The organism is Bradyrhizobium sp. AZCC 1610, assembly GCF_036924515.1.
Taxonomy (GTDB): Bacteria; Pseudomonadota; Alphaproteobacteria; order Rhizobiales; family Xanthobacteraceae; genus Bradyrhizobium.
This window is the reverse complement of record NZ_JAZHRR010000001.1, coordinates 1571031-1597127: the sequence shown is the minus strand read 5'-3', so window position 1 is coordinate 1597127 and position 26097 is coordinate 1571031. Positions and strand designations below refer to the sequence as shown.

Sequence of the window (26097 nt, the reverse complement as noted above, 5' to 3'; positions counted from 1 at the left end):
TTGGGTGGCCATCCGGGGGCGTAATCGGGTAGCTTTGCTGCACGATAGACCGGGGCACGACCATGGAGATGCATCAGGTTCGCTACTTCCTCGCGGTTGCGCGTGTACTCAACTTCACGCGCGCCGCGGACGAGTGCAACGTCACGCAGCCGTCGCTGACGCGGGCCATCAAGCAGCTGGAAGCCGAACTCGGCGGCGACCTGTTTCGCCGTGAGCGACCCGCCGCGCAATTGACCGAACTCGGCCAGCGCATGCATCCGCTGCTCAAGCAGTGTTACGAGGCGGCGACCGGCGCGCGCGAGCTCGCCTCATCCTTCAAGAGCGGCGAAGTCGGCGCGCTCAGGATCGCGCTGACCCATTCCGTCGACCTGTCGCTGTTGATTCCGCATCTCGACCAGATCAAGCGGCTGTTCAATCGTCTGGAGTTTCGCTTTCTGCGCGGCAACGCCTGCGAAGTCGCGGAATTTCTCAGGAAGGGTGAAGCCGAGCTCGGCATTGCCGCCGAAATCAGCGAGGAGTGGGACCGGCTCGACACCTGGCCACTGTTCACGGAAAACTTTCGACTCGTCGTCAACAAAAACCATCCGCTGGCGGCCCGCGAGAAAATCGATTTCGTCGATCTGCGCGCCGAGCAATTGCTGTCACGAAACTACTGCGAGCATGTGGCGCGGGTGAACAGTTCGCTTCGCGAGCACGGGCTCGACGTCGATCGCAGCCACGAGATCGCCTCCGAACGCGATTTGATCGAACTGCTGGAGGCCGATATCGGCGTTGCCGTGGTGCCCGACACCTCCTCGATCCCGCCGACGCTGAAGCGTGCCACCGTCGAAGGGCTGGATGCGCGTCGCACCGTGAACCTCTATGGCGTTGCCGGGCGTGAACGGACTGCGGTGGCATCTGCCGTGATGCGAATGCTGCGCGGCGCCGACTGGCAGCAATTCATCGGCAAGTCCGCAGGCGTCTGAGGGTTAACCCGCTAGCCGACCTCATCACAATGTGGAGGGAACTCTAGTTTCCGAGGCGAGTTTAATCTCGAACAGGTTCCTCAGCGTCTGAGAGGGCAGCCATGGAGCATATCCACTACCCCAATGAAAGCGCCGAATACCGGGCCGCCCGAAACGCGCTTCTGGATGACGAGATTGCGCTTCGGGCGCAGATTGAGGCCGTTGCAGCGAAGCGTCGCGCGCTGCCGCTGGGCGGTGAGGCACCCGAGGACTACGTCTTCGAGTGGATCGGCAAGACCAGCATGCCGGAGAAAGTGAAGATGTCGGAGCTGTTCGGTCCACATGACACGCTGATTCTGTACAGCTTCATGTACGGCCCCGAACGCGAATTACCGTGTCCGGGCTGCACCCATTTGCTCGATGGGATAGACGGCGCCGCGAGACATATAGGCGAGCGCGCTGCGCTCCACATCGTCGCCAAATCACCGATCGCGCGTCTTGCCGCCTGGGCACACGAACGTGGCTGGGAACACCTCTCGCTGCTTTCGACCGCAGGCAATAGCTACGACGCGGACTACTTTGGTGACACGTCAAAATTTTCCAAGGGAATGCGCACGCAACATCGAGTTCCGGACGGCGACAACTGGGACGAAACAATCTTCAACGTCTTCAGAAAGAAGAACGGGGCGATCAGGCACTTCTGGGGCTCGGAGATGAGCTTTGCCCCATCTGCTCCCAACCAGCACCATCGCGCTGGCGATCTCGCCGACCCGCTCTGGGGTCTTCTCGACATGACACCTGAAGGCCGTGGCGATTTCTTTCCAAAGGTGAACTACGATTAAACGACGCTTGACGGTGCACCGCAGAGCTGGGATCCATCGCCGTAGCATGCGGGTCACGGATCAGCGGCACACCACGCCGCAAAGTGCGGCGTGGTGCACAGTGGGCTGATCCAGATGCCCTTGGCTGATCGTCTGGAACTCCCTCCCATTGCGGGAATTTCCATAGTTGATGCGAGGTCGCCACGGCTGAAGCACTATTCGAAATTTCACCGTCCGCTTCGGCCGCAGCACCCCGATGACATCAATGAAAATCCCTAGGCTAGGGAGATCAGCCATGCCGCAGATCCATACCGACAATCAGCCCGTTACCCAGATCACGATCATCGAGTCAGAGCCCGAGAAGCAGGCCGAGGCATTATCCCTCATGACCGAGCGCGCCCGCTTCATGGCGAGTCAGCCTGGTTTCGTCTCCATCAGCCTGCATCGCAGTCTTGATGGCCGCCGCATCGTCAACTACGTGCAATGGCAGAATCGCGATCTGCTGCGATCAGCCCATCAATCGCCGGAATTTCGCAAGCGGTGGGGCCATTTTGACGAGATAACGAGCGAGATCGATCCTCATCTGTACGAGGTCTCTGCAGTCATGGACGGTGGACGGTAAGCATCGCGGCTCCCGATCCACGCCCTTTTGGCTCGCTCGATGGGAACGGGTGGAAGCGCTGCCGCGTTGAACAGTGTCGCGTTGAACATTGAAAGGCTGCCGAGCCAGTCCAGCCCCTGGGAGCGTGAAGGAGGTGCAGCAAACGCGGTGCTGTTCCGACGAGCATCAGAAGGGACGAGGCAAATCCGGACGCGGTTGCAGCCTTGGCCAGACCAAGCTGGAACAACCACATGCAACATTCCCGACCATTGATCACGCCTTCCGGAAGCGGAATTCTGGATCCGGGGACCGGCCGTCCCATGAGTGACGACTACTTTTTTGCGGGGTTGAACAGCGAGCTAAGCGATAAAGGCTTTTTCATCGCCGCCGCCGACGACCTGATCACGTGGGCCCGCAGTGGTTCGTTAATGTGGATGACATTCGGCCTCGCTTGCTGCGCGATCGAAATGATGCAGATGGCGATGCCCCGCTATGACGCCGAGCGGTTTGGATTTGCGCCTCGTGCCAGTCCACGCCAGTCGGATGTGATGATCGTTGCCGGTACGTTATGCAACAAGATGGCCCCGGCGCTCCGCAAGGTTTATGACCAGATGCCCGAACCTCGCTATGTGATTTCGATGGGTTCGTGCGCCAATGGCGGCGGCTATTACCACTATTCGTACTCGGTCGTGCGCGGCTGCGACCGGATCGTTCCGGTCGATATCTATGTTCCAGGCTGCCCGCCGACCGCCGAAGCGCTGCTGTACGGAGATGATGTTGTTGCAGAAGAAGATCAGGCGTTCGGGTACCATCGAGCGTTGACTTTCGATCGCCAGGAAGGCGGGAACCTTGCCATAGCCCCTCGTGTTGACACTATGTCGGAACCAGCACTGAGGAGCATACGATGGTAACGGCAAAGCAAAGCGCTGCAGCGAAAAAGAACGTTCGCAAGGCGCGCACGGCATGGCGTGGCATGTCGGACCGAGCCCATGCACGGGCTCAGCCCGAGGGGCGCGGCCGCGCAAAGCCCGGAGCACGCAGCGGCGGCAGTTTCTTCCATATCGAGGTACGGCCGCGGCGCCAATTCAAGACGTTCCGCACTCAGGATGTAGGGAAGAAAGCCGGGATCGAGCGGGTCGCTGGCAAGCGCGGGAGCGGCTCCTGGGATACGCAGAAATGGTTGATCAGCAAGGAACATGCCCATCGCGTCGGTGCTCGTCTGGTGCCGGATACTGCGGATGCACGAAAGATTCTGAAACTTCTCGGCACACCGCCGCGCCATCTTTCCGGTGACCGCTTCAAGGCAGCGGATCGGCCCAATGTGCCCGAGCGCGCCAAGCCGACGCCGGCCATGCGGCGGGCACAGGCACGCAATATACGCAAGGCCCAGACGGCGAAACGCAAGCGCGCCTCCCGCTAAGCACAGTCCGAAGGCGGCAAGAGTCCTGGCTACCGTTCTTCGCTCGCGCTCTTCAGCGCGGCGATCAGATCGTCGATTTCCATGCGCTTGCGGAAATCCGGATCGACGAAGCGGGCCTTCACCAATCCGTCGCGGCCGACCACGAAGGTCGCCGGGATCGGCAACACCCAGCCGTCATTGCCCTGGAAGCTCGCCATGTCCTGGTATGAAGCAACCGCTGGATTTCGGTGCCGAGCCAGATCGCAAGGTTGAGCGACAGCGCGTAGCCATTGTCGAGGTCGGTCAGGACAGGGAAAGGCGCTTCCGCCTCGGACTTGAATTTCTCGGCATAGGCCTGCGTCTCCGGCATGATCGCAACGGCTTGCGCACCCAACGCCTTGATCCGGTGCTGGGCCTGGATCACCGCCCGCACATTCAGCCGGCAATAAGGGCACCAATGGCCGCGATAGAACATCACGGCGACCGGGCCGTGGTCGGTCAGTGATTTCAGGCTGACCAGCCGGCCGGTCTCATCCGACAGCAGGAACGGCGGCATCGCCTCGCCCGGCCTTGGCGCATTTTCACCGCCGCCGTTCTCATTGAGCCGCGCCACGAGCCGATCGACGGCTTCGCCATAGGCCGGAAAGATCTCCCGCCCCGCCGCGGCGTAGGCCTCGAGCTGATCGCGCAAGCTGCCTTCCATGTCACGGCATTGCTGAAACGCCTGCTTGAGACGTTCGGCATTGGCTGATGATAGCGTTGTCGTCATGGTGTGCTCCGGCATATATCAGCATTATTTTCCGGTCCGGGCCGCCCCGCAAGGGCGACCCAAACGCTTCAGCACCTAAAGGCTCAGGGCAGATAGAAGTTACCGGTCGGGTCGAGCATGCCCGAGGTCGAGTAGAGCTGGCCCTTGTCCATGAAGAACACGGTATTGCTCGGCACCTTCCTGGCGTTCTTCATCATCGCATCGTGATTCTTGGGCGCCGCCGCCATGGCCATCGCCGACATTTTTCCGGGGCCGGCATAGATGTAGGCCATGCCCGGATTGAATTCCCAGGGAACTTGCGAGAAGGCCGTGGTGGCAATGGCGGCGAACGCCGCGGCGGCTATGAGGGTCTTGGAAACAATGTTCATGGGAGGTTCCTCAACAATGGAAATGACGCCCGCCAATCGAGCGCTGTGCCATCAGAGGGTCGCCTGAGCCGAATGAGAAATGCCGTTGCACAATCGGTTCGATAGCCGCGACGTAATGAGAGCCTGCCAATAGCCCGCCGTATCGACTTCAGAGCACATAGCGCGACGCTATGGACTTAAGAGCCAACCGGCATTTCCTCCCCCACGCGAATTCAATGATTGTCGTGGACGTAGCCGGCCGGATCGTTCGGGGCCGCAAAACCTGAAGAGGAGACCACGACATGCCCAACTCCAACGTCGCGTCACGCACCATCTGGCAAGGCTTCGCGCTTGCCGCAATGATTGCAGGTTCGGTTGCGACCACCTCGACCGCCATCGCGGGCGAATGCCCGGCCGGCAAGATGCAGCCCAACGTCCGCCCGATGGTCGACTACAAGCCGGTCGGCGTCACCGACGTCACGCTTGGCTCGATCAACCTCGAAAAGCAGCCGGCCAACATCAGGGATCGCGAGCTGCGCTTCCGCAAGCTGACGATCGAGCCCGGCGGCATCGTGCCCTGGCACAGCCATGACGACCGTCCCGCGCTGATCTTCGTCCAGCAAGGCGAGATCGTCGAATATGCCAGCAACTGCGTCGATCCGATCGTGCACAAGGCCGGCGAGATCAGGCCGGAAGTCGCCGGTACCTCACACTGGTGGAAGAACCTCGGCAAGGAGACCGTCATTCTCTATGTCGGCGATGTCCGCAAGGATCCGCACGACAAGCACATGTAAGGAGCTGTAACGAGCGCCACCCGACGTCTCGTTGCCGGATGTGACGCCCTGGGATCCCACGTGTCGCCCCACACGCCCAGGCGTCACATCCTTCTTTCTCAAGAACAGCATTGAGAAGCGCCACGACCGACATGCCGGCGCAGATAAAATCACACGCAATGGAAATGCATGGTCATTCACCCGGCGTCGTGCTGCGATCCCTCGTCATCGGCCTCACAGCGTTCCTGACGGTGGTTGATCTGTTCGCCACGCAGGCGATCCTGCCCTCGCTGACCCGGCATTACAACGTAACCCCCGCCGCCATGGGCTTTGCGGTCAACGCCAGCACCATGGGCATGGCGGTCGCGGGGCTCGTGGTCGGTTTCTTGAGCCCGCACATCGACCGCCGGTTCGGCATTCTCGCAAGCCTGATCCTGCTCGCGATCCCCACCACGCTGCTGGCGAGCGCCCCCGATCTCACCGTGTTCACGGTCCTGCGCATTGCGCAGGGCCTCTGCATGGCCTCGGCCTTTGCGCTGACGCTGGCCTATCTCGGCGACCAATGCAATCAGATGGATGCAGGCGGCGCGTTCGCGGCCTACATCACCGGCAACGTCGCCAGCAATCTGATTGGACGGCTGGTGTCGGCCGCAGTCGTCGATACGCTCGGACTGGCCTCGAACTTCTATTTCTTCGCGCTGCTCAATCTCGCCGGCGCGGTGCTGGTCTACTTCACCATCCAGCGCGTCAAGCCGATGCACGCGACGCCCAATGCGCAATCGCCGTTTTCTGCCACGGTCGAGCATTGGCGCAACCCGGCGCTGAGATCGGCCTTTGCCATCGGCTTCTGCATCCTGTTCGCCTTTATCGGCACGTTCACCTTCGTCAATTTCGTGCTGGTGCGCGCGCCGCTGTCGCTCGGGCGGATGGATCTCGGCTTTGTCTATTTCGTGTTCGCGCCATCCGTAATCACGACATTGTTCGCCGGCAGGGCGGTGGCGCGCTTCGGCACGCGGCCGGCGATCTGGGGCGCGCTTGCGGTCGCCGCTGTGGGCCTACCCCTGATGCTGTCTTCGCATCTGCCCGCGGTGCTGACCGGCATGGTGCTGGTCGGCATCGGCACGTTCTTCGCACAGGCCTGCGCGACCGGCTTCGTCGGACAGGCGGCCCGCGACAACCGCGGCATTGCCAGCGGAACCTACCTCGCCTGCTATTTTCTCGGCGGCCTCGTCGGCAGCGCCGTGCTCGGCCAATTGTTCGACCGCTTCGGATGGACCGCCTGCGTCGCTGGCGTCGGCGCATCGCTGGCGATTGCGGCGCTATTGACCGCGCGACTCACGCTCACTCGGTCCGCCGGGTCTCGGGCATGAACAGCCAGATCACCGTGAGGCCAAGCGCTGCGATCCCGGCCAGCCCGGTAAAGGCAACACTGCTGCCAAAGGTATCGCTGATATAGCCGGCCAGCACTGTGCTCAGCGACGCGCCAATACCGGTCGCGGTTCCGACGATGCCCAGCGCCAGGTTGAAGTGGCCGCTTCCGAAGGCGACATCGGCCACGATCAGCGGCACCATTACGCTGAGCACTGCGGCAGTGATACCATCGAACACCTGCACCGCGACCAGGAGATAGGGATCCCTGACGACCGCAAACAGCAGCCCGCGGATCGCCAACGCGCCGAACGCCAGCAGCAGTAGCGGCCGCCTCCCCCACGCCTGCGCCTTGCGCCCGACCGAGGGCGAGGCCAACGCGACAATGGCTTGCGGCACGATGATGCAGGCCGCAATCAGCACCGGCGCCCATTGGCTCGACCGCGTGGTGACGACGCCTGCCATCAGCGGCAGCATGGCCGCATTCGCGAGCTGAAACAGCAGCACGCCGCCTGCAAAGATCAGCAGCGGACGTTGGCGCAGGAGGTGGAATACGCTGGTGGCCTCTTCATCGGGAACCTCCCGCACAACGGCGCCGTGGCTTTGCGCCACGTCGATCTCCTGCCCGCGAATCCGGGAGAGCGCCAGCAGTGTGGGGATTGCCAGAAGGAAGGTCACGAGAAACACCGCCTGGCTCGACAACAGGTAACCGGTCGCACCCATCAGCGCCGCCGCCGAGCCGTTGCCGAGCGAAGCGAAGCGGGCGTTGCGTCCGAGCCGCTCCCCGATCGCGAACGGCCCCACCAGGCCAAGACTGATCGCCGCGATCGCCGGACCCAGCACGCAGCTCGCCAGTGCATGCAGCGTCGCCGCCGCAGTCACCACCGGAAAGATCGGCCATAACGCATAGGCCAGCGCAGCGCAGCCGATGGTCGCGACCGCCAGACCGGCCACCAGCCGCTCAGAGCGCGCAGCATCGACGATAGCGCCGCCCGGCATCTGTCCGAGCAGGCCGATGATGCCCCCGATCGACAGCACGAAGCCGATCTCGACCTGCGTCCATTTCTGCGTGGTCAGATAGACCGCAACGAACGGACCGAAGCCGGTCTGAACGTCGGCGAGAAAGAAGATGAACCAGTCGAGGCCGCGTTGGCTTTCGCGCGAGGGCTTCGGCCTGGTGCCGGGTGCGGGCGGGGGCGGCACAACACTACCTTTACCGGCGGATCGCCCGTGGCGATCGTCGTCAATCCGGTCGAACGATTGGGACGGACGCACGACCAGGCTGCTCCTCCTTACTTGAGCATGATCTCCGGGCAAACGCTGCGCGTTTGTCCCGAGGACCTACTTTCCAAATCACGCTCTAGACTCTAGTTTTGACGCGTTTTCTTGACGCGAACCGGCCTCCACTTCGCTCGAAAACGCGTTAGTGATCGACATCCCACGGCTGCAACCGGCCGGCCGCACCGAGAACGATGACCGGCGCGCCCTCCTTGTATTCGGGCGCCGCCGCCACCTGGGCCTTGTTCAGCTCGAGCGTGATGCTGTCACGCTTGTTGGCCACGCGCCAAAAACCCAGCGCGCCCCAGTCGACGACGATCTTCCGGCTTCCGACGCCGAGAAAACCACCGAAATCGATAACGGCGGCGCGCACGGTGCCCTCGCGGTCCACGATCACATCGACGACGCGCCCCATGTCTTCATTCGCCGCGCTACGGACCTCGCGGCCGAGGATGCCGTGGGCATCCCTGGCGCCGATGACGGTCACCGAGGGCGGCGGCGCGGCCTCCTTGGCGGCATCCGGCGGAGCGGGGCGGCTACCCTGCGTCGCTCCGGTGTCCTCTGCCGCAGAAGCCGCCGGGCTGCCGGCGAGTCCCGCGATCAGAAGCAGAATGAGAATACCAATGCGCATGTGGCCCTCCTGACTTTTAGTCGCATGAGCCGCGCATGGCTCCTAATGCGTCAATACGATCGACACCTGAATATGGCCGCGGGTTCGCACGACCTCGAGCGATACTTCATCGCCGTGACGGCGAACCCTCAAGTCGACGCTGGAAGGCCCGAGCCGCAGATCGCGCAACAGCACCTCGTTGAGGAATTCCGGCAGGCGCGGATCGCGAAGCCTGATCTCGCCGCGCGCGGCATCGAATTCTAGACCGAGCGCCGCTTCCAGCAGGGTGAAGGGCGTCGCACTGGCCCAGGCCTGCGGCGCGCAGGCGACGGGATAGAGCACCGGTCCGCGCCGCCTCTCGCGTCGGAATCCGCAGAACAATTCCGGCAGCCGCCGCAGGTCCATGTAGCTCGCGGCGTCGAACAGCGCCTTGAACAGATGCGCCACCGAATGCTTCAGGCCATAGCGCGCGAAGCCGAGCGCGATCAGCGCATTGTCGTGCGGCCAGATCGATCCATCGTGATAGGACATCGGGTTGTAACGGGCTTCGCCGCGCGCAACGGTGCGGATGCCCCATCCCGAAAAGAATTTGTGGCTCATCAGATCGGCCGCGACCCGCCGCGCACGATCGGTTCGAACGATGCCGGTGAAGAGAAGCTGGCCGGCATTCGAGGTTCGCACCTTGCACGGCCGCTTGGCGCCGTCGAGCGCCACCGCATAGGTGCCGAGTTCCTCGCACCAGAACGCCTCTTCGAAGCGCTCGGCAAGGAGCAGGGCTTCGGATTCGAGCTTTGCCGCCTGATCGATCAATCCCAGCCGCCGGGCACCGCGCGCCGCCAGCCGCTTGCCGGCAAAGACATATCCCTGAACCTCCGCCAGCGCGATATAGCCTTCGGCGAGTTGCCCATCGGCATGAAAGATCGCGTCGAAGGAATCCTTCCAGCCCTGGTTGGCAAGCCCCTGCTCGGTGGCGCGCTGGTATTCGACGAATCCGTCCTTGTCGGGATCGCCGGGACCGTCGATCCATTGCAACGCCGCCTCGATCGCCGGCCACAGCTCGGCCAGCGTTGCCTCGTCGCCGGTGCGCTCGACATAAAGACCAGCCAGCAGAACGAACAGCGAGGTCGAATCGACGCTGCCGTAATACTGCGCGAACGGCACCTCGCGCAGCGCCGCCATCTCGCCGCCGCGCATCTCGTGCAGGATCTTGCCGGGCTCGGCATCGGCCAGCGGATCTGTGGTCTTGGCCTGGAAGAAAGCGAGCCGCCGCAGCACGCCCTGGGCAATACGCGGATCGACCCACAGCATTTGCAGCGCGGTGATCAATCCGTCGCGGCCGAACGTGGTCGAATACCAGGGAATGCCCGCATAAGGGTACCGCCCCTGCGGCGTTTCCGTCATCAGCATGTTGAGGTCGGCCATCGCCTGACACAGCACCTCGTTGAAGATATCGTTCGACGTCTCGATGCTGGCTGCGCCGCTCGTCAAGCGCCGCATCTCGCGACGGTGCGCCAGCAGGCCGCGGAAGAACGGCACCGGCTTCTGCATGATCGGCTTGTTGCAGGACACCGCGACGAACAATGCGATCACTTCCTTTGGCGCCAGCTCGAAATGATAGGTCGCCGAGTGGACGGCGAGCCGTGTCGGCCGCGGCTCGAAATGCAGGGCGGTAATGCGGGTCTGGCCGTCGAGCCCGCTATATTCCAGCACGACATCGGCGGGGCCGAGCAACCGGCTGGAGCCTATTCCCCGGCGCGGCCGGCGCTCGCCGCGCACCTCGAACAAATCGGCGAAATCATTGTCGAACAGCAGTGTCAGGTCGAAGCTCGCCGGCCGGTCACCGTGATTTTGCAGAGCGATGCGCTGGTAGGCCGTGCCGCGCCACAGGAAAATCGAGCGCACGATGTGCAGCGTGTCCTTCTGCAAGGCCAGCCTGCCGTTGCGGTAAACGTCGGAATTGGTGAGGTCGACGGTCAAGGCCGAATTGTCGTCGCGCAGATTGGTGCCGAGCAGCAGCGGCTGGACTTCGTCGAGCACCATCTCCAGCCGGGCGAGATAACGCGTATCAGCGTTGAACAGACCGTCGGGTCCGCCGGCAGAGGCCCCGATATCGCCATGGCTGTCCAGCACGATGAAGGTGTCGTCGTGCTTGAGTGTGCAGCGCGGTCGCGTCGCCGGGCCCGTCATCGGGATGTAGAACGACGATTCCGCGACGTGTTCGGCAGCCTCGATGGCGATCAGTTGGGTGACTTCGGCTGTCATCTGGACCTCAAGCGATTTCCTTGCGTTGTGATGGACGCATCGGGACGCAAACGCTACTGCCGCAGATCAGGCCGCATGGCTGGCGAGACGGCCCATTTCGCGCGCGACCAACTCGCGGTAGGGTCCCCTCCCCTGCACGAGAATATCCGGCGGTCCATCCTCGATGATCCGCCCGCCCTGCAGTACCACCACGCGGTCGAAATTGCGCAAGGTGGCGAGACGATGGGCGATGGCGATCACGGTACGCCCGCGCATCAGCCGTGACAACGCCTCGCGGATCGCCTCTTCGGATTCGCTGTCGAGCGCCGCGGTCGCTTCGTCCAGCAACAGGATCGGCGCATCCTTCAGGAAGGCGCGCGCGATGGCGATCCGCTGCCGCTGCCCGCCGGAGACCTTGATACCGCGATCGCCGACCATGGTCGCCATGCCCTCGGGGAGATTTTCGATGAAATCGCAACGCGCCGCAATCGCCGCGCGCAGCACCTCGTCGTCGGTCGCGTTCGGCCGTCCGTAGCGGATGTTTTCCATGATCGAGCGGTGGAACAGCGAGATATCCTGTGGCACCACCGAGATCGCCTCGCGCAGGCTTTGCTGCGTCACCCGCGCGATGTCCTGGCCGTCGATCGTGATGCTGCCGTGCTGGATGTCGTAGAACCGCTGCAGCAGCGCGAACAGGCTGGATTTTCCACCGCCGGAATGGCCGACCAGTCCGACCCGCTGCCCGGGCTGAATGCGCAGGTTGAACTTCTCGAACACCTGAACGCCGCCGGGATAGTGGAACGCGACGTTGTTGAAGCCGACGGCGGCGCCGCTGCGGACCAGCGGCTCAGCCTCAGGATGATCCTTCAACTCGTGCGGCAGCAGCAAGGTCGCGATCGCTTCGGTCAGGCGCGCGACGTGCTGGGTCACGTCGACCAACGCCACTGCAAGGTCGCGTGTCGCGCTCAGGATCGAAAGCCCGAGCGTGCAGACCAGCACGACGTCGCCAGTAGTCGCCCCGCCCCGCTGCCAGAGCGTAATGACCCACGCCAGCAGCGCGATCGTCAGCAGGATTGTCACGACAGCGTGAAGAAGCCGCAGCTTCTCAAGATAGCGCAGGCTGCGTCCACGGGCGTCGAGTTCCCGCTCGACGGTGGCGTCGAAGCGGTCGTGTTCGTAGCTGAGGCCGCAGAATGCGCGGACCAGCGGCAGGTTGCTGATAACGTCGACCATCTCGCCGTCCACCGCAGCCGCCTTGTCGGCAAAATCGTCGTGCAGCGGCTTGCCCGCCGCGGCGAGGTGGAACATCGCCATCAGCATGATACCCGCGATGACGATCAGCCCCGCGGACATCGCCAGGCTGACGGTCCCTATCAGGAGTATAGCCGAGACGGTCGCGATGCACGGCGGCAACACGTTCCAGACAAACATGTTTTCAACGGTGAACACCGCGTTGGAAGTCGCGGTGATGCGGCTGGTCAGCATGCCCGGCAGCCGGTCGGAGAAATAGCTGGGGGCGTGACCGGTCAGATGGCGGAACATATCGCGGCGGAGATCGCCGGTGACGCCGACGAAGGTGAAGCTCGCCGTCCAGCTTGCCACCCGCCACAGCAGATTATCCGCCGCGATCAGCGACATGAGAAAAGCGAATGCCAGCCATACGCTGCTCGCGTGCGACGCACCGGCCGTCAGGCTGTCGACCAGATTCTTCACGCCGTATTGCGTGCCCACCGAGCAGGCAACCGCTGCAACGACGGCAGACACGATGACCACGTGGGCCGCGCGGCGCCGGCGCAGATAGCGCAGCACGAATGGAAACGGCCGTCGCACATACCCTGAAAGATTGTCCATGAGCTCCGCAAACCTGTTGAGAGTGAACGAGAATCCCTACCGGGTTTCGCACACGATGACGTGAAGAATGCCGCTTCGGGTTTCCGCGCGCGTGGCCATCACTGCGCAACAATTCTGCAGCATCGAGACGGCTGTAAATCTGTTTGTGTCAGATGGCATCAGCAAGACAGCCGTGTGGAAGAAGCAAGATGTGCTGATAAAGGGAACTTCGCAGATACGGGAACGTTCCAGCCAATGACACGCCCGTGTCGATCGTGGGCCGAGGGCTTTGTTCAACCACCATTCTAAACAGGAGATGCAAATATGCGCATCGCGCAGGTCGCCCCGCTCACGGAGGCTGTCCCCCCCAAACTGTACGGCGGCACCGAGCGGGTGGTGCACTGGCTGACCGAGGAACTTGTGGCATTGGGGCATGACGTCACGCTGTTTGCCAGCGGCGATTCACGCACCTCGGCAAAACTCGACGCAACGTGGCCGAAGGCGCTGCGCCTCGACGGCTCGGTGCGGGATCCCAATGCGCTGCATATGGTGATGCTGGAGCGCGTGCGGCAGAAATGCGACGATGAGGAGTTCGATTTTCTGCACTTTCATCTCGACTACTATCCATTCTCGCTGTTCTACCGGCAGCCGACGCCGTTCCTGACCACCCTCCACGGCAGGCTCGACCTGCCGGAGCATCAGCCGGTATTCAGCACCTTCTCCAAGGTTCCGGTGATCTCGATCTCCAATGCGCAGCGCCGGCCGGTGCCGCAGGCCCACTGGGTGCGCACCATTCACCACGGATTGCCGGAGAACTTGCTGACGCCGCAGCCGGTGCGGCCGTCTTATCTCGCCGTGCTCGGGCGCATCGCGCCGGAAAAGGGCGTGGATCGCGCCATCCGGATCGCCACAAGATGCGGGATTCCGCTCAAGATCGCGGCCAAGGTCGACCGCGCCGACCAGGACTATTACGATGAGTTGATCTCCCCGCTCATCAAGGCCAACCCGCTGGTCGAATATATCGGCGAGATCAGTGACCGCGAGAAATCCGATTTTCTCAGCGGCGCGATCGGCCTGTTGGTCCCGATCGACTGGCCGGAGCCGTTCGGCCTCGTGATGATCGAATCCCTGGCCTGCGGCACGCCTGTGATTGCCTATAACCGCGGATCGGTCCCGGAGATCATCGACCCCGGACTCACCGGCTTCGTCGTGGAAGACGAGACCAGCGCGGTTGCGGTGGTCGACCGTCTTGCCGCGCTGGACCGCGCCGCCATCCGCAAGCAGTTCGAGGTCCGCTTCACCGCGCGCCGCATGGCGCTCGACTATCTTGCCGCCTATCGCGGCCTGATGGAGGAAGCCGAGCCGCGGATCAAGCTCGTCAGCAGCGCGGAGTAGCTGACGGCGCTACCACACTCACCGTCATGGCCGGGCTTGTCCCGGCCATCCACGTCTTTGCCTTCACAAAGAGAGAGACGTGGATGCCCGGGACATCTAGCGCGAAGACGCGCTTCGCGCTTTTGCCCGGGCATGACGATCTACTCCTACTCTCAGCTCACCATTGTCCGTTTCGGCTCGACGATCTCGAACATCCGCGGGAATTCATCCATCAGCATCATCAACTCGCCGAGCCGCATAGCATTTCCGCTGACCCTGATCTTGCCGGAGCCGATTGCTTCCTGGAAGGTCGTCAGCTTTGCAATCACTTCGTCGAGCACGCCGCGCGGCAAAGTGAAGCTGGCGTCGGCATCGGCCGCCTGCGCGCCGGCCGTATAGGTCAGCGCGCAGTTTTCCAGATTGAGAATGAAGGTCTCATTGGTGTCGGTGAAATTCCAGTTCAGCACGATACGCTTGCCTTCGGCCTTGGGGCCGTTGAGGCGCACGCCGAGCACGTCCCATAGCTGTTCGGTGCGCAGCGCAGCCAGCGTTTCGCGCGGCATCGATGAACGCGGCGGCACCTTGGGCATGCCCTGTCGCAATTCCTGCGCGCCGAACAGATAGGCGTTGCGCCAGGTCGAACTCTCCGAGGCGTAACCAAGCTGCTCGAAGGTGTCGGCCAGCATCGCGCGCGCCGCCTGGTTGTCGGGATCGGCAAACACCAGATGGCTCACGGCTTGCGCGATGAAGCGGAATTCGCCCTTGGCAAAATCCTTGGCCGCCCGCGCGAGGATCGCGTCCGCACCGCCCATATACTCGACATATTTTTTGCCCGACCCGACGGGCGGCAGCGGATCGAGGTTGACGGGATTGGCGTCGTACCAGCCGAGATACTTTTGGTAGATCGCCTTCACGTTATGCCGGATGTGGCCGTAATAGCCGCGGCCGTGCCAGGCACCCTCCAGGCTCGCCGGCAAACGGATGGCCTCCGCGATTTCGGTTGCGGTGAGTCCATGATTCATCAGGCGGATGGTCTGGTCATGCGCGAACTTGTAGAGGTCGCGCTGCTGGCGGATCATGGTGTCGATCCGCTCCTGCCCCCACACCGGCCAATGATGCTGGCCGCACATCGCATCCGCCTTGCCGCCCCACATCTGCAGGGCTTCGCCGAGATACTTTGACCACGCCAGCGCGTCGCGCACATCGGCGCCGCGGAACGGCAGCAGATTGTGGAAATTGTGCGTGCAGTTCTCCGCAAGGTTCAAAAGCCTGTAGCGCGGGATGAAGAAATGCATTTCCGCCGGCGCTTCGCTGTTCGGAGCCATCTGGAATTCGAATTCCACGCCGTCGATGGTTCGCTTGTCACCGGTCGCGATGATGAGGTCGGTCGGACGCAGCAGCGCGACCGCACCCGCCGCCATGGTCTTGCCGAGCCCGCAATCAACCTGCCCGCGTACGCCCTTCGCCAGCAGCGGCCCGAACTGGTACATCGCACGGCGCAGCATCGCCGGCCCCGCGATGATGTTTTCGGAGACCGCGTGTTCCATGAACAGATTGGGCGCGATGATCGGCACCTTGCCGCCCGCGAGCGTCTCGTCATCGAGCACACCGCGCGCGCCGCCCCAATGGTCGGTATGGGTATGGGTGAAGATGACGGCGGCGACCGGCCGCTTGCCCCGGTGCTGGCCGTAAAGGTCCATCGCGGCCCGCGCGCCCTCGATCGAGGTCAGCGTATCCACCACGATGACGCCGCTGTCGCCCTCGATCAGCGTCATGTTGGCGATGTCGAGGCCGCGCACCTGGTAGACGCCGGGCACCACCTCGAACAGGCCGTGGTGCATGTTGAGCCGCGACTGCCGCCACAGGCTGGGGTCGACCGTGGGCGGCGCTTGTTCCGCCGAAAGGAAGCCATACGGCTCGAGGCTCCAGACCACCCTGCCCTGTGGCGACGTGATCTTGGCGTTCTCCACGGTGCCGAGAAAGCCCCGCGCGGCGTCGTCGAAATCTCTGACGTCGGAGAACGGCAGCGCCTTCAGCGTCGCCGCATGCTGCGCGATGATGGAGGCGGAAGCCTCCTTCGGCGATTCCTTGCGGGTTTCCGTCGTGGCTGATTGGCTCATTGTTGTGTACTCCCTCGCGCAAACAAAAAATCGGAACGGCGTCAGCGGAACTGCAGTCCCTCGAACTGGCCGCTGTTGCGCCATCCGTCGATATATTTGAAGTAGGCCAGCGGCCCTGCGGGATGGCCGACATTGAGCTTGGCCGCCGGTCCCGGCTCGCGTCCTTCATTGTTGTAGTAGCCGGGTGTGCAGTCAGGCGAGCCTATCATCCGGCCGGCACCGGTGAGCAGCAGTTCGACCCAGCGGTCCTCGGCTTCCCTGGTGACTTCGATCTCCTTGAAGCCGTTCGCCTGTGCATGCCGGACCAGCAGCGCGATCGTCTTTGCGGCTTCGGTCAGATTGTGCGGCACGTTGGAGATGAGATTGGCGCCCTGCGTCGGCTGGACGAAGAACGCGTTTGGAAAGCCATGAACGTGGATGCCGTGCTTGGTGCGCATGCCCTCGGCCCAATGGTCCGACAGCTTGACGCCGCCCCGGCCGCTGCGCTGCCTCGCGCATTGCGACACGCCGACATCGCCGATCAATGTCAGTGGCCACAAGATTCACGCCGTGCGCGATCTCGCCGCGAAATTCGGCCAGCGTTTCGGCCGCGCGCCTGTGATCGTCGGCAAGGAGGAGCCGACGGCATGGCTCACCGACACCTCGCAGGCGGTGAAACTATTCGGCCTGCCGATCGTCAATACCGAGCAACTCATCAGTTGGACCGCCGACTGGGCGTCGCGGTCGATGCCGAGCCTCGGCAAGCCCACCAAATACGAGGTGCGCGATGGCCGCTACTGAACCTGTCGACATTGTCGAACTCGGCGTTGGCGACGCGCAGGCCGGGCTGGTGCTGTCGACCGAAGCGGGCTGGAACCAGAACGAGGCCGACTGGCGCTTCTTCCTGAGCAAGGGAATCGTGTTCGGCATGAGGGACGGCGCCAGATTGGTGGCGACTGCTGCGCTGCTGCCCTACTCGGCGGCCAATGCCTGGATCAGCATGGTGCTGGTAACCGCAGACTTTCGCCGCCGCGGCATTGCGAGGAGGCTGGTCGATGCCTGCCTCGGAGTGGCGACACGGCGCGGCCTGACGACCTGGCTGGACGCTACGCCGGCTGGCACATCCGTCTACGGTCCCCTCGGCTTCACCCCGACGCTGCAATTGCGTCGGCTGCGGCTGCCAAAGCCCCCGGAAGCCAAAGCGACACGGCAGCTTTCGGCCGGCAACATCGAGGCATTGGTCGTGCGCGATGCCGGCGCCATGGGATTCGACCGCAGCACATTGCTGTCGGAATTCGCCGCGCGGTCCGGCTCACACGTTGTGTCCTGTGCCCAGGCGATGGCCCTGATCCGGGATGGACGCACCGCGCGGCATATCGGTCCCGTGCTGGCCGACCGTCCCGATCAAGCGCTGGCGTTGGTAGATGCCGTCGTTGGCACCGAGCCCGGCTCCTGGCTGATCGACGCCGTTCACTCGCAGGACGAATTTCTGAACGGCCTCATCCGGTCAGGCTGGAACATCGAGCGGCCGTTTCAGCGCATGCGCTTCGGCCGCGCCACCATGCTGTCGGCGGAATTGCCGTTCGCCGTCGCAGGACCGGAATTTGGATAGGAATAGCAGCGATGCATCATAGCGAAATCAAAGCCGACGTTCGGAAGTTGATCGCCGACGGCACGGTGCTCCCAGCGCATCCGCTCGCGCTCGATGCCCACCGCGCACTCGACGTGCGACATCAGCGGGCGCTAACGCGCTATTATCTCGATGCCGGCGCCGGAGGATTGGCTGTCGGCGTCCACACCACGCAATTCGCGATCCGCGATGTCGGCCTGTATCGGCCGGTGCTGGAGCTGGCGGCCGAGACCGCGGTCTCATGGACCAAACGGCCGCTCGCGATGATCGCAGGGCTGGCCGGACCGACCCAACAAGCAATGGCAGAGGGGCAAACTGCTCGTGGCATCGGCTACCATGCCGGCCTGCTCAGCCTTGCCGCGATGAAATCGGCATCCGAGGACGAGATCATCGCGCATTGCGAGGCGGTGGCACGGGAGATTCCGCTGGTCGGATTCTACCTGCAGCCTGCTGTCGGCGGCGTCATCCTCAGCGCCGATTTCTGGCGCCGCTTCGCTGCCATCGACAACGTCATCGCCATCAAGATCGCGCCGTTCAACCGCTATCGGACGCTCGACGTGCTGCGCGGCGTGGCGGCCGCAGGCGCGCTCGACCGCGTCGCGCTCTATACCGGCAACGACGATCACATCCTGCTCGATCTGATGCTGCCATTCGATCTGCGCGACAACGGCGTCACCACCCGCGCCTACTTCAAGGGCGGGCTGCTCGGGCACTGGTCGGTCTGGACTGCGAGCGCAATCAAGCAGTTCGAGATGTGCAAGGCGGCGCGCGGCAAGGACAGCGTGCCGGCCGATCTCCTGGCGCTCGACGCACGTGTGACCGATTGCAACAGCGCGTTCTTCGACGTCGCCAACAATTTTCACGGCTGCATCGCCGGTTGCCATGAAATCCTGCGGCGGCAGGGATTGATGCAGGGGCTCTGGTGCCTCAATCCCGCCGAGGGGCTCAGCCCCCGGCAGATGTCGGAGATCGACCGCGTCTGTCGCGAGCATGCCGACCTCTCCGACGACACCTTCGTGAAGGCGAACTTGCAGAAATGGCTGGCATGAGCGCCAACGAGCCCTTCATCAGCCTGCGCAACGTACGCAAGGTCTATCGTTCCAAAGGCGCGGAATTCCTTGCCGTCTCCGACGTCACCATGGACGTGGAGGAAGGCGAGCTGGTTTCGCTGGTCGGCCCCTCCGGCTGCGGCAAGACCACCGTGCTGAAAATCCTGGCCGGGCTTCATGATGCCGACGGCGGGACGATCAAAATCGGCAATTCGAAAACCCCGTTCGACCCCGCCCGCGATATCGGAATGGTCTTTCAGCAGGCCTTGCTGCTGAAATGGCGAACCATCTTGGACAACGTGCTGCTGCCGGCCGAAATCGTCGGCCTGCCGATGAAGGCCGCGCGCGCCCGCGCTCGCGATCTGCTCAACCTCGTTGGCCTTGCGGGGTACGAAGACAAATATCCGCAGCAATTGTCCGGCGGCATGCAGCAGCGCACGGCGATCGCGCGCGCCTTCATCCATGATCCCAAGCTGATCCTGATGGACGAGCCGTTCGGCGCGCTTGATGCGCTGACCCGCGAACAGATGAACCTCGAAATGCTGCGGATCTGGCGCGAGAGCGGCAAGACTATCCTGTTCGTCACGCACAGCATCCAGGAAGCCGTCTTCCTCGCCTCGCATTGCGCCGTGCTGACCGCAGGACCGGCGCGGATGGCGGAGTATTTCCCGATCGAGCTGCCGTTCCCGCGGGACCTGCCGATCAAGACCACCGACGAATTCGGCGCCTATGCGCGGCGGATTTATGCGAGCCTTGGATTGAGCGCAGGTCCAGGCTGAATCCATTTTGCACGTCGTATTGATCGGCCGGCCATGGCGCTGCCGACGCGGCAACGTCGCGTCGGCACGGCTAATTGAGCGCCCATAGATAGGCCAGCGTCGCCGCGATCCCGAGGCCCGTCCTGACCGCGTGCAGCCCTCCCCACTTCACGATCAGCGCGCGTGAATTGGGACCGGCGTCATTTTCATCAATCGCATTCAGCAAACGGTTGGTGGGCATAATGCCGAACAGCGTATAGGGCCAGTTGGCGAGAATGAGCACCGCGCCGACGACCCAGCGCCAGTCATGGGTTTGCCATGCAGCCAACAGACCGAGCGCACCCGAAATGACCGCGCAACTCGCCTGCATCGCGAAGCCGCGCGCGTAGCTCGGCTTCCATTGCCTCAAGAGACCCCTGTCATCGAGCCCGAGACGCGCCGGCTGCTCGGCGAAGTTGATAAAGAACGCGGCGCCGGCAAAGGCGGCGGCGACAATCGTTGCAAGCTGTCCTGCAAACATAACCCTACTCCGTCACCAGAACCCAAATCCGGGCAGGCTTTCGCATCGAGCACGCTTTATCGGCTTCTATTCGTACGCCACAGGTCCGGTATCGCGATAGGCCCAGCAACTCTCCTTCGGCAGCGAAACCTGGGTTTCAACACCTACCTGATGCCGGGCCGCGGTGCCGAGTTCAACCACTTCCAGCCGCCGGCCGAACAGTTCGATGCCATAGGCAGTCTGCGTACCCTGATAGCGGCGGTCGAGGACGCGAGCGGGAAAAACGTTGGCGCCGTTATGCTGACCGATGGTGATGTTTTCCGGCCGCAGCGCGATGCGTACCTTTTCGTCCGGGCCGAGCGGGTGCAGCAAGGCCACCTCGCCCCGTCGCCCCTCGCCGAAATCGACCGTGCCGAATTGGCCGTTGCGGGCTACCAGCGTGCCGGCGAGTTCGTTGGTCGCACCGGTGAAATTGGCGACGAACAAATCTGCCGGGCGATTATAGATCGCATCCGGCGTATCCATCTGCAGCAATTTGCCGTCACGCATCACGCCGATGCGGTCGCCCAGCACCACCGCTTCCGCCTGGTCATGGGTGACATACAGCGCGGTCATCCCGGTCTGCTTGAGGATGACGCGGAGATCATCCCGCAACCGCAGGCGCAGCTTGGCATCGAGGTTCGACAAGGGCTCGTCGAGCAGCAGCAATTGCGGCCGGTAGACGATGCTGCGCGCCAGCGCCACGCGCTGCATCTGGCCGCCGGACAATGCGACCACCGGCCGTTCGGCATATTCCGACAGCCCGACCAGCTCGAGCGTCTCGTCGACCTTGCGGCGGGCGTCGTTGCGCGAAAGCTTTCGATGCTTGAGTGGATAGACCACATTCTGGCGCACCGTCATGTGCGGCCACACCGCATAGGACTGAAACACCATGCCGAGCTCGCGCAAGCGCGGCGGCACCAAAATTCCGCGTTGGGGCGACGAGACCACCCTGCCGGCGATGCTGATTTCACCCGACGTCGGGTGCTCCAGTCCGGCAACGCAGCGCAGCGTCGTGGTCTTGCCGCAGCCGGAGGGGCCGAGCAGAACCACGATCTCGCCGGCCGGCACGCCAAAACTGACGCCGTCGATCGCCGGCCGGCCGATCGCAAACTGCTTGCGCAGGTCGGTGACTTCGAGGGTTGCCGTCATCGGTTCGATGATTTCCCTGATGCGACGATCATTGCCCGTAGCCGTAGGTCTTGTTCCACTCGGCCACCCAGGCCGAATGCAGCTTCACATACTCGTCGAATTTGGGGAACCAAACCTTGACCACTTTGGGATCGAAGCCTTCCGGATACGCCGGCGGCACCTTCAGTGACGTGAGATTGCCGAACTCCTTGATCATGAACGTCTGTCCCTCTTTCGACAGGCACCAGTTCAGAAACAGTTTTGCGGCGTTGGGATGCGCGGCGGTCTTCGGAATGCCCGTGGCATAGGGGTTGACCGGCGCGCCTTCCGGCGGAAAGAAGATCTGGATCGGCGCGCCGTCCTTCTGCTTTGGATAAATCGCGTTATAAAGCAAAGGCCCCATGGCGATTTCGCCGCGCACCAGCGAGTCCGACATCGGCGCACCCGATGGATACAGCACCGGACGGGTCGCCGCCTGCTTGGCCCAATAGTCCTCGCCGAGCACCTGGCGCTCGAACATCACCCGCGTCCACGTGGTGCCGCCCGACGGAGCGATCACCTGCCCGATCAATTTGTTGTATTCGGGCTTGGTGAGGTCCATCCAGGTTTTAGGCGGGTTCTTGACCAGCTCGGTGTTGTAGGCGATCGACCATACCAGCGTGGCGCGCGGCCAGAGCTGGGGCGCGATCTGCGCATCGGGATTGTAGTCGGCGGCATTCGGCGGCGCGTAATCCTGGAACATGTCCGCCAAGGGCTGCATCAGCGCGCGGTCGGAATGATCGACCACGTCGGCGATCAGCTTTCCGGCCGCGGCCTCGGTCTTCACGCGGGTGATGAGCTGCCCGCCTGGCGCGCGCACCATCTCGACCTTGATCTCGGGGAAACGCTTGTTGAACGCCTTGATGACCTGCTGTTCGACCTCGGCGAAGTTCGCGGTGTAGTACACCAGCTTGCCCTCGGCCTTCGCCGCCGCAATCAATTCGGGCGAACCGAATTCCTGCGCCCGCGCCGCTCCGCTCCATGTAAATGCAAAAGCCGCGATGCCGGCGATTACAATGTTGGTGAAGATCCTTCCAGTCATAGCCAATCCTCCCGTTCGTGTTGTTATCCGGTTCGGGCGACACTGCCCTGCGCCGCACCGCGCGACAGCCAGTTGGCGCCGCCGATGAGAACGCCGAGCAGAACGGTTTGCACCAGGCTGAACGCGGCGGTCTTTCCAAGGTTTCCGCCTTCGTAATAGTCGAGCAGCAACACCGACATCACCATCGTGTTGCTGGTGTAGAGGAACAGCGACGAGCCGAGTTCGCGGATCGCCAGCACGAACAGCAGCGTCATCGACGCGATCACGCCCGACCGCGCCAAAGGCAGCACGATCGTCCTGATGGTGCCGAGCATGCCCTTGCCGCAGACCCAGGCCGCTTCCTCGAGCTCGCGATGAATCTGCAGGAACGAGGTCGACAGCGCCTTGACCGTATCCGGCATGAAGCGTGCGATGAACGCCAGCGCCAGGATCCAGATCGTGCCGTAGAGACCGCCGGGAATGCCGATCCACGCCCACAGATAGGCGACGCCGACCACGAGGCCGGGGATCGCGACAGGCAAGGTCGAAATCACGTCGATCCAGCGCCGGCCCGTCACCTGGGTGCGGTGAATGGTGTAGCCGATGGCGAAGGCGAGCGCGCCGCCGACCACGGCGGTGATCAGCCCGACCTCGACCGTGTTGTAGATCGAGCGCATGGTCAGCGGATTGTCGAAGATGCTGTAGAAATGCATCAGTGAATACTGCCTAGCATCGAACAGGCTAGCGACGTCGCGGATGAACATGAACTTGCGGAATGCGGCAACGATCAGTGCGAGCGACGGCAGCACCACCACGATCAGCAGGTAGACAATTCCGAGGCCGAAGGTGAACCAGCGCCAGCGCCCGAGATCGAGGCTGCGCGGACGGAACGCCTTGCCAGCGACGGTGGTGTAGCTGCGGCCGCTCAGCATCTTCTGCTGCAGAAAGACGAGAAGGCCGGTGACGACCATCAGAATGATCGCGACCGCGGCCGCCGTGTTATAGAGCGGCGGCGACCAGTTGGTGAGCTTGAAAATATAGGTGGTCAACACGGCAAGATTGGTCGGCGCGCCCAGCACCGCCGGAATGCCGTAGATGCCGAGCATGACGATGAACGACAGCAGCATGCCCGAGACGATCGCGGGCATGATCAGCGGAAACGTTACCGAGAACAGTGTCGCGAACGCGCTGGCGCCGGAAATCTCGGCGGCCTCTTCCAGGCTCGGATCCATGTTGCGCAGCGCTGAAGCGGTGAACATGTAGACATACGGCGCGTAGTAGATGCCGAACACGAACACCAAGCCCCACATCGAATAGAAATCGACGCGCCAGTCCAACCCCATCCATTTGAACATGGTGTTGATCAGGCCGGTCTTTGGAGACCCCAAAATGGCCCATGCGACGCCGGCGACCAGCGGCGGCGCAAACAACGGCAGAATGCTGGCGGCCGCGATAAACCCCTTGAACGGCGTGTTGGTGCGGACGACGATCCAGGAGAACAATAATCCGATTACGACCGCGATCAGGGTGCCGCCGCCGCAAGCGATCAGCGTATTCGCCAGCGCCTCGGCGACATTCGGGTTCGCCAGCACGGTGAGGAAGTTCGTGACCGAGAGGTGACGGAGCGAGATGCCCTCGACCACCGGATTGGTGTCGGTGAGCGCGCCGAGCAGCAGCATCAGAATCGGATAGATGACCAGAAAGCCGAGGATCGCCAGCAGGAGCGTGACCCACAAGCTGGCCCACGCGCGCTGCCCCTCACTGGCGCTACGCATGATTTCGCCGCGCCGGCTCGTCTGTCCGTTCAACGCGCTTCCCCTCGCCGATGACCGTCTTTTTATGGAATTGCGGTCGCGATGCGCGGGAAGCCTAGTCGATTGCGTGGCGCGCGGAAAGCTATCCGAAAGGCGGCGCGCGGATATGGCGCGGCAGGCGCTTTTTTTCCGACACCGACTGTTGCTTCGCATATGCATCATGCAGCGGCGTGCCTGTGGCCCGTGCCGCGTCCGTAGTACACGCCGCAGAGGGCGCGACCGCCCCCGGCGTGGAGAGCCCGACTAATGTCACTGGATACAACCGCAAAGCCGCCCGCCCCCGCGCCAATCGACGGCCTGCCCCCGGAACTCCGGCGCTGGGCGGTCGCGGCAATCTTTACGGCGCTGGCACTGGCCTCGCTGGATACGGCGATTGCCAACATTGCCCTGCCCGCCATCGCCGCCGACCTCCATGTCAGCCCGGCCGACGTGGTCTGGGTGGTCAACATCTATCAGATCGCGCTGGTTGCGACGCTGCTGCCGCTCGGCGCGCTCGGCGAAATCGTCGGCCATCGGCGGATCTATCTCGGCGGCCTGTTGCTGTTCACGCTGGCTTCGCTCGGTTGTGCCTTCGCATGGTCGCTGCCCAGCCTGACGGCGGCTCGGGCCCTGCAGGGGTTGGGCGCCAGCGGCATCATGAGCGTGAACGCGGCGCTGGTCCGTTTCGTCTACCCGACCCACATGCTGGGCCGCGGTTTCGGCCACAACGCGCTGGTGGTCGGAACGGCGTTCACGTTCGGTCCGACCATTGCCTCCGCGATCCTTTCGATCGGAACATGGCCGTGGCTGTTCGCCATCAACATCCCCTTCGGCGTGATCGCGATCTGGATCGGCCTGAAGACCTTGCCGAAAACGCCGCGCGCCAAGCACGCGTTCGATTTTGCGAGCGCGGCGCTGACAGTAAGCTGCCTCGGGCTCTTCATTATCGGCATCGGCAGCGCGGCACATCAGGCTCCTCCCGCCTTGGTCGGACTGGCGCTTGGCGCTGCATTGCTGCTCGGCTGGATCATGACCCGCAGAGATGCGAACCACCCCGCACCGATGTTGCCGATGGACCTGTTCCGGCGGCCGATGTTCGCGTTGTCGGCGGCCACATCGGTTTGTTCGTTCGCGGTGCAGGGACTGGCCTTCGTCTCGCTGCCTTTCTACTTCGAGGATGTGCTGCACCGTTCCCAGGTGGAGACCGGCTTCTTTATGACGCCCTGGCCGCTGGTCGTAGCGATCATGGCGCCGATCGGAGGCCGGCTGTCCGACCGCTATCCCGTCGGCATCCTCGGCGGCATCGGTCTGGTGCTGCTCGGCATCGGCATGGCGCTGCTGGCGACGCTGCCGCCGGACCCGAGCATTGCCAACATCGTCTGGCGCACCGTGATTTGCGGGATCGGATTCGGGTTCTTTCAAACGCCCAATTTGCGGGCACTGATGTCGAGTGCACCGCCGCACCGCAGTGGAAGCGCGAGCGGCATTGTCGCCACCGCCCGCCTGACCGGGCAAACCCTGGGCGCCGCGCTGGCAGCTCTGTGTTTTGCCCTTGCCGGCCATGATGGCGCGACGCTTGCATTGGCACTCGGCGCCGGGTTTGCTGCGCTCGGCAGCGTGATGAGTTTCCTGCGTCTCGCCGTGGGTCCTCCGCGTAGTATATGACTGTCATCGCCCGGCGGCG

General features: G+C 63.3%; 23 protein-coding genes and 2 pseudogenes. 13 read left to right on the top strand and 12 right to left on the bottom strand.

Annotated features, from left to right (window positions below):
* The first annotated feature begins 62 nt into the window (after nt 1-62).
* From V1279_RS07785 to V1279_RS07765, 5 genes and pseudogenes are all read left to right on the top strand, one after another.
* Nucleotides 63-965 carry a LysR family transcriptional regulator gene (locus V1279_RS07785; protein ID WP_334434061.1) on the top strand — a complete coding sequence of 301 codons (903 nt, stop codon included), beginning with the start codon at nt 63-65 and terminating at the stop codon, nt 963-965.
* A 101-nt stretch (nt 966-1066) separates the two neighbouring features.
* The gene (locus tag V1279_RS07780; RefSeq protein WP_334434059.1) at nt 1067-1786 is read left to right on the top strand and encodes a DUF899 family protein; all 720 of its coding nucleotides are present in this window, start codon (nt 1067-1069) and stop codon (nt 1784-1786) included.
* 274 nt (nt 1787-2060) lie between these two features.
* Complete coding sequence (locus V1279_RS07775; RefSeq protein WP_334434057.1) at nt 2061-2387, top strand: antibiotic biosynthesis monooxygenase family protein; 327 nt, start codon at nt 2061-2063, stop codon at nt 2385-2387.
* A 230-nt stretch (nt 2388-2617) separates the two neighbouring features.
* A pseudogene (locus tag V1279_RS07770) lies at nt 2618-3188 on the top strand (NuoB/complex I 20 kDa subunit family protein).
* Nucleotides 3189-3270: 82 nt separating this feature from the next.
* Nucleotides 3271-3786 carry a hypothetical protein gene (locus V1279_RS07765; protein WP_334434055.1) on the top strand — a complete coding sequence of 172 codons (516 nt, stop codon included), beginning with the start codon at nt 3271-3273 and terminating at the stop codon, nt 3784-3786.
* 29 nt (nt 3787-3815) lie between these two features.
* On the opposite strand, the pseudogene V1279_RS07760 reads toward V1279_RS07765, so the two are convergent.
* Both V1279_RS07760 and V1279_RS07755 read right to left on the bottom strand, forming a co-directional pair.
* A pseudogene (locus V1279_RS07760) lies at nt 3816-4549 on the bottom strand (peroxiredoxin-like family protein).
* A gap of 68 nt (nt 4550-4617) precedes the next feature.
* Nucleotides 4618-4902 carry a hypothetical protein gene (locus V1279_RS07755; protein ID WP_334434053.1) on the bottom strand — a complete coding sequence of 95 codons (285 nt, stop codon included), beginning with the start codon at nt 4900-4902 and terminating at the stop codon, nt 4618-4620.
* 338 nt (nt 4903-5240) lie between these two features.
* On the opposite strand from V1279_RS07755, the gene V1279_RS07750 reads away from it, so the two are divergent.
* Nucleotides 5241-5675 carry a cupin domain-containing protein gene (locus V1279_RS07750; RefSeq protein ID WP_442894878.1) on the top strand — a complete coding sequence of 145 codons (435 nt, stop codon included), beginning with the start codon at nt 5241-5243 and terminating at the stop codon, nt 5673-5675.
* A 158-nt stretch (nt 5676-5833) separates the two neighbouring features.
* Nucleotides 5834-7024 (top strand): MFS transporter, encoded by a 1191-nt coding sequence (locus tag V1279_RS07745; protein WP_442894739.1) that lies wholly within the window; start codon nt 5834-5836, stop codon nt 7022-7024.
* Here V1279_RS07745 and V1279_RS07740 read toward each other — a convergent pair.
* From V1279_RS07740 to V1279_RS07725, 4 genes are all read right to left on the bottom strand, one after another.
* Nucleotides 6996-8225: an MFS transporter gene (locus V1279_RS07740; RefSeq protein ID WP_334446255.1), complete on the bottom strand. Its 1230-nt coding sequence runs from the start codon at nt 8223-8225 to the stop codon at nt 6996-6998. The two genes, V1279_RS07745 and V1279_RS07740, sit on opposite strands and share 29 nt — an antisense overlap.
* A gap of 220 nt (nt 8226-8445) precedes the next feature.
* The gene (locus tag V1279_RS07735; RefSeq protein ID WP_334434047.1) at nt 8446-8931 is read right to left on the bottom strand and encodes a PRC-barrel domain-containing protein; all 486 of its coding nucleotides are present in this window, start codon (nt 8929-8931) and stop codon (nt 8446-8448) included.
* A 42-nt stretch (nt 8932-8973) separates the two neighbouring features.
* On the bottom strand, nt 8974-11172 hold the full coding sequence (locus tag V1279_RS07730) for an amylo-alpha-1,6-glucosidase (RefSeq protein WP_334434045.1): 2199 nt from the start codon (nt 11170-11172) through the stop codon (nt 8974-8976).
* A 66-nt stretch (nt 11173-11238) separates the two neighbouring features.
* Nucleotides 11239-13002, bottom strand: a complete 1764-nt coding sequence (locus V1279_RS07725) for an ABC transporter ATP-binding protein (RefSeq protein WP_334434043.1) — start codon at nt 13000-13002, stop codon at nt 11239-11241.
* A 303-nt stretch (nt 13003-13305) separates the two neighbouring features.
* Between V1279_RS07725 and V1279_RS07720 the strand changes: the two genes are divergently transcribed.
* On the top strand, nt 13306-14376 hold the full coding sequence (locus V1279_RS07720) for a glycosyltransferase family 4 protein (protein ID WP_334434041.1): 1071 nt from the start codon (nt 13306-13308) through the stop codon (nt 14374-14376).
* A gap of 152 nt (nt 14377-14528) precedes the next feature.
* Here V1279_RS07720 and V1279_RS07715 read toward each other — a convergent pair whose 3' ends face one another.
* The gene (locus tag V1279_RS07715) at nt 14529-16475 is read right to left on the bottom strand and encodes an alkyl/aryl-sulfatase (protein WP_334434038.1); all 1947 of its coding nucleotides are present in this window, start codon (nt 16473-16475) and stop codon (nt 14529-14531) included.
* A gap of 41 nt (nt 16476-16516) precedes the next feature.
* Nucleotides 16517-17014 carry a hypothetical protein gene (locus V1279_RS07710; RefSeq protein WP_334434036.1) on the bottom strand — a complete coding sequence of 166 codons (498 nt, stop codon included), beginning with the start codon at nt 17012-17014 and terminating at the stop codon, nt 16517-16519.
* Nucleotides 17015-17024: 10 nt separating this feature from the next.
* Here V1279_RS07710 and V1279_RS07705 point away from each other — a divergent pair, with 10 nt between their 5' ends.
* Genes V1279_RS07705 through V1279_RS07690 form a run of 4 tightly spaced genes read left to right on the top strand, consistent with a single transcriptional unit; the run spans nt 17025 to nt 19912 of the window.
* Complete coding sequence (locus tag V1279_RS07705) at nt 17025-17255, top strand: hypothetical protein (RefSeq protein ID WP_334434034.1); 231 nt, start codon at nt 17025-17027, stop codon at nt 17253-17255.
* Nucleotides 17242-18066 carry a GNAT family N-acetyltransferase gene (locus V1279_RS07700; protein WP_334434032.1) on the top strand — a complete coding sequence of 275 codons (825 nt, stop codon included), beginning with the start codon at nt 17242-17244 and terminating at the stop codon, nt 18064-18066. Before V1279_RS07705 ends, V1279_RS07700 begins: the two co-directional genes overlap by 14 nt.
* 11 nt (nt 18067-18077) lie before the next feature.
* A complete protein-coding gene (locus V1279_RS07695; RefSeq protein WP_334434030.1) occupies nt 18078-19133 on the top strand; it encodes a dihydrodipicolinate synthase family protein in 1056 nt (351 codons plus the stop codon).
* The gene (locus V1279_RS07690) at nt 19121-19912 is read left to right on the top strand and encodes an ABC transporter ATP-binding protein (RefSeq protein ID WP_334434028.1); all 792 of its coding nucleotides are present in this window, start codon (nt 19121-19123) and stop codon (nt 19910-19912) included. Before V1279_RS07695 ends, V1279_RS07690 begins: the two co-directional genes overlap by 13 nt.
* A gap of 70 nt (nt 19913-19982) precedes the next feature.
* Here the strand turns inward: V1279_RS07690 and V1279_RS07685 are convergent, their stop codons facing one another.
* The 4 genes from V1279_RS07685 to V1279_RS07670 form a co-directional block, all read right to left on the bottom strand.
* Nucleotides 19983-20411, bottom strand: coding sequence for a DUF1772 domain-containing protein (locus V1279_RS07685; RefSeq protein WP_334434026.1), 429 nt, complete (start codon nt 20409-20411; stop codon nt 19983-19985).
* A gap of 66 nt (nt 20412-20477) precedes the next feature.
* Nucleotides 20478-21581 carry an ABC transporter ATP-binding protein gene (locus tag V1279_RS07680; RefSeq protein ID WP_334434024.1) on the bottom strand — a complete coding sequence of 368 codons (1104 nt, stop codon included), beginning with the start codon at nt 21579-21581 and terminating at the stop codon, nt 20478-20480.
* A 28-nt stretch (nt 21582-21609) separates the two neighbouring features.
* Nucleotides 21610-22641 carry an ABC transporter substrate-binding protein gene (locus V1279_RS07675; protein WP_334434022.1) on the bottom strand — a complete coding sequence of 344 codons (1032 nt, stop codon included), beginning with the start codon at nt 22639-22641 and terminating at the stop codon, nt 21610-21612.
* A gap of 23 nt (nt 22642-22664) precedes the next feature.
* Nucleotides 22665-24395 (bottom strand): ABC transporter permease, encoded by a 1731-nt coding sequence (locus V1279_RS07670; protein WP_334434020.1) that lies wholly within the window; start codon nt 24393-24395, stop codon nt 22665-22667.
* Between the two features lie 285 nt (nt 24396-24680).
* Here V1279_RS07670 and V1279_RS07665 point away from each other — a divergent pair, with 285 nt between their 5' ends.
* The gene (locus tag V1279_RS07665) at nt 24681-26078 is read left to right on the top strand and encodes an MFS transporter (protein WP_334434018.1); all 1398 of its coding nucleotides are present in this window, start codon (nt 24681-24683) and stop codon (nt 26076-26078) included.
* The last annotated feature ends 19 nt before the right edge of the window (nt 26079-26097 follow it).

What these genes read in the sequence shown, in the direction of transcription:
- V1279_RS07785 (WP_334434061.1), top strand. Translation starts at nt 63, where the DNA reads ATGGAGATGCATCAGGTTCGCTACTTCCTCGCGGTTGCGCGTGTACTC.
- V1279_RS07780 (WP_334434059.1), top strand. Translation starts at nt 1,067, where the DNA reads ATGGAGCATATCCACTACCCCAATGAAAGCGCCGAATACCGGGCCGCC.
- V1279_RS07775 (WP_334434057.1), top strand. Translation starts at nt 2,061, where the DNA reads ATGCCGCAGATCCATACCGACAATCAGCCCGTTACCCAGATCACGATC.
- V1279_RS07765 (WP_334434055.1), top strand. Translation starts at nt 3,271, where the DNA reads ATGGTAACGGCAAAGCAAAGCGCTGCAGCGAAAAAGAACGTTCGCAAG.
- V1279_RS07755 (WP_334434053.1), bottom strand. Translation starts at nt 4,902, where the DNA reads ATGAACATTGTTTCCAAGACCCTCATAGCCGCCGCGGCGTTCGCCGCC.
- V1279_RS07750 (WP_442894878.1), top strand. Translation starts at nt 5,241, where the DNA reads ATGATTGCAGGTTCGGTTGCGACCACCTCGACCGCCATCGCGGGCGAA.
- V1279_RS07745 (WP_442894739.1), top strand. Translation starts at nt 5,834, where the DNA reads ATGGAAATGCATGGTCATTCACCCGGCGTCGTGCTGCGATCCCTCGTC.
- V1279_RS07735 (WP_334434047.1), bottom strand. Translation starts at nt 8,931, where the DNA reads ATGCGCATTGGTATTCTCATTCTGCTTCTGATCGCGGGACTCGCCGGC.
- V1279_RS07730 (WP_334434045.1), bottom strand. Translation starts at nt 11,172, where the DNA reads ATGACAGCCGAAGTCACCCAACTGATCGCCATCGAGGCTGCCGAACAC.
- V1279_RS07725 (WP_334434043.1), bottom strand. Translation starts at nt 13,002, where the DNA reads ATGGACAATCTTTCAGGGTATGTGCGACGGCCGTTTCCATTCGTGCTG.
- V1279_RS07720 (WP_334434041.1), top strand. Translation starts at nt 13,306, where the DNA reads ATGCGCATCGCGCAGGTCGCCCCGCTCACGGAGGCTGTCCCCCCCAAA.
- V1279_RS07715 (WP_334434038.1), bottom strand. Translation starts at nt 16,475, where the DNA reads ATGAGCCAATCAGCCACGACGGAAACCCGCAAGGAATCGCCGAAGGAG.
- V1279_RS07700 (WP_334434032.1), top strand. Translation starts at nt 17,242, where the DNA reads ATGGCCGCTACTGAACCTGTCGACATTGTCGAACTCGGCGTTGGCGAC.
- V1279_RS07695 (WP_334434030.1), top strand. Translation starts at nt 18,078, where the DNA reads ATGCATCATAGCGAAATCAAAGCCGACGTTCGGAAGTTGATCGCCGAC.
- V1279_RS07690 (WP_334434028.1), top strand. Translation starts at nt 19,121, where the DNA reads ATGGCTGGCATGAGCGCCAACGAGCCCTTCATCAGCCTGCGCAACGTA.
- V1279_RS07685 (WP_334434026.1), bottom strand. Translation starts at nt 20,411, where the DNA reads ATGTTTGCAGGACAGCTTGCAACGATTGTCGCCGCCGCCTTTGCCGGC.
- V1279_RS07680 (WP_334434024.1), bottom strand. Translation starts at nt 21,581, where the DNA reads ATGACGGCAACCCTCGAAGTCACCGACCTGCGCAAGCAGTTTGCGATC.
- V1279_RS07675 (WP_334434022.1), bottom strand. Translation starts at nt 22,641, where the DNA reads ATGACTGGAAGGATCTTCACCAACATTGTAATCGCCGGCATCGCGGCT.
- V1279_RS07670 (WP_334434020.1), bottom strand. Translation starts at nt 24,395, where the DNA reads ATGCGTAGCGCCAGTGAGGGGCAGCGCGCGTGGGCCAGCTTGTGGGTC.
- V1279_RS07665 (WP_334434018.1), top strand. Translation starts at nt 24,681, where the DNA reads ATGTCACTGGATACAACCGCAAAGCCGCCCGCCCCCGCGCCAATCGAC.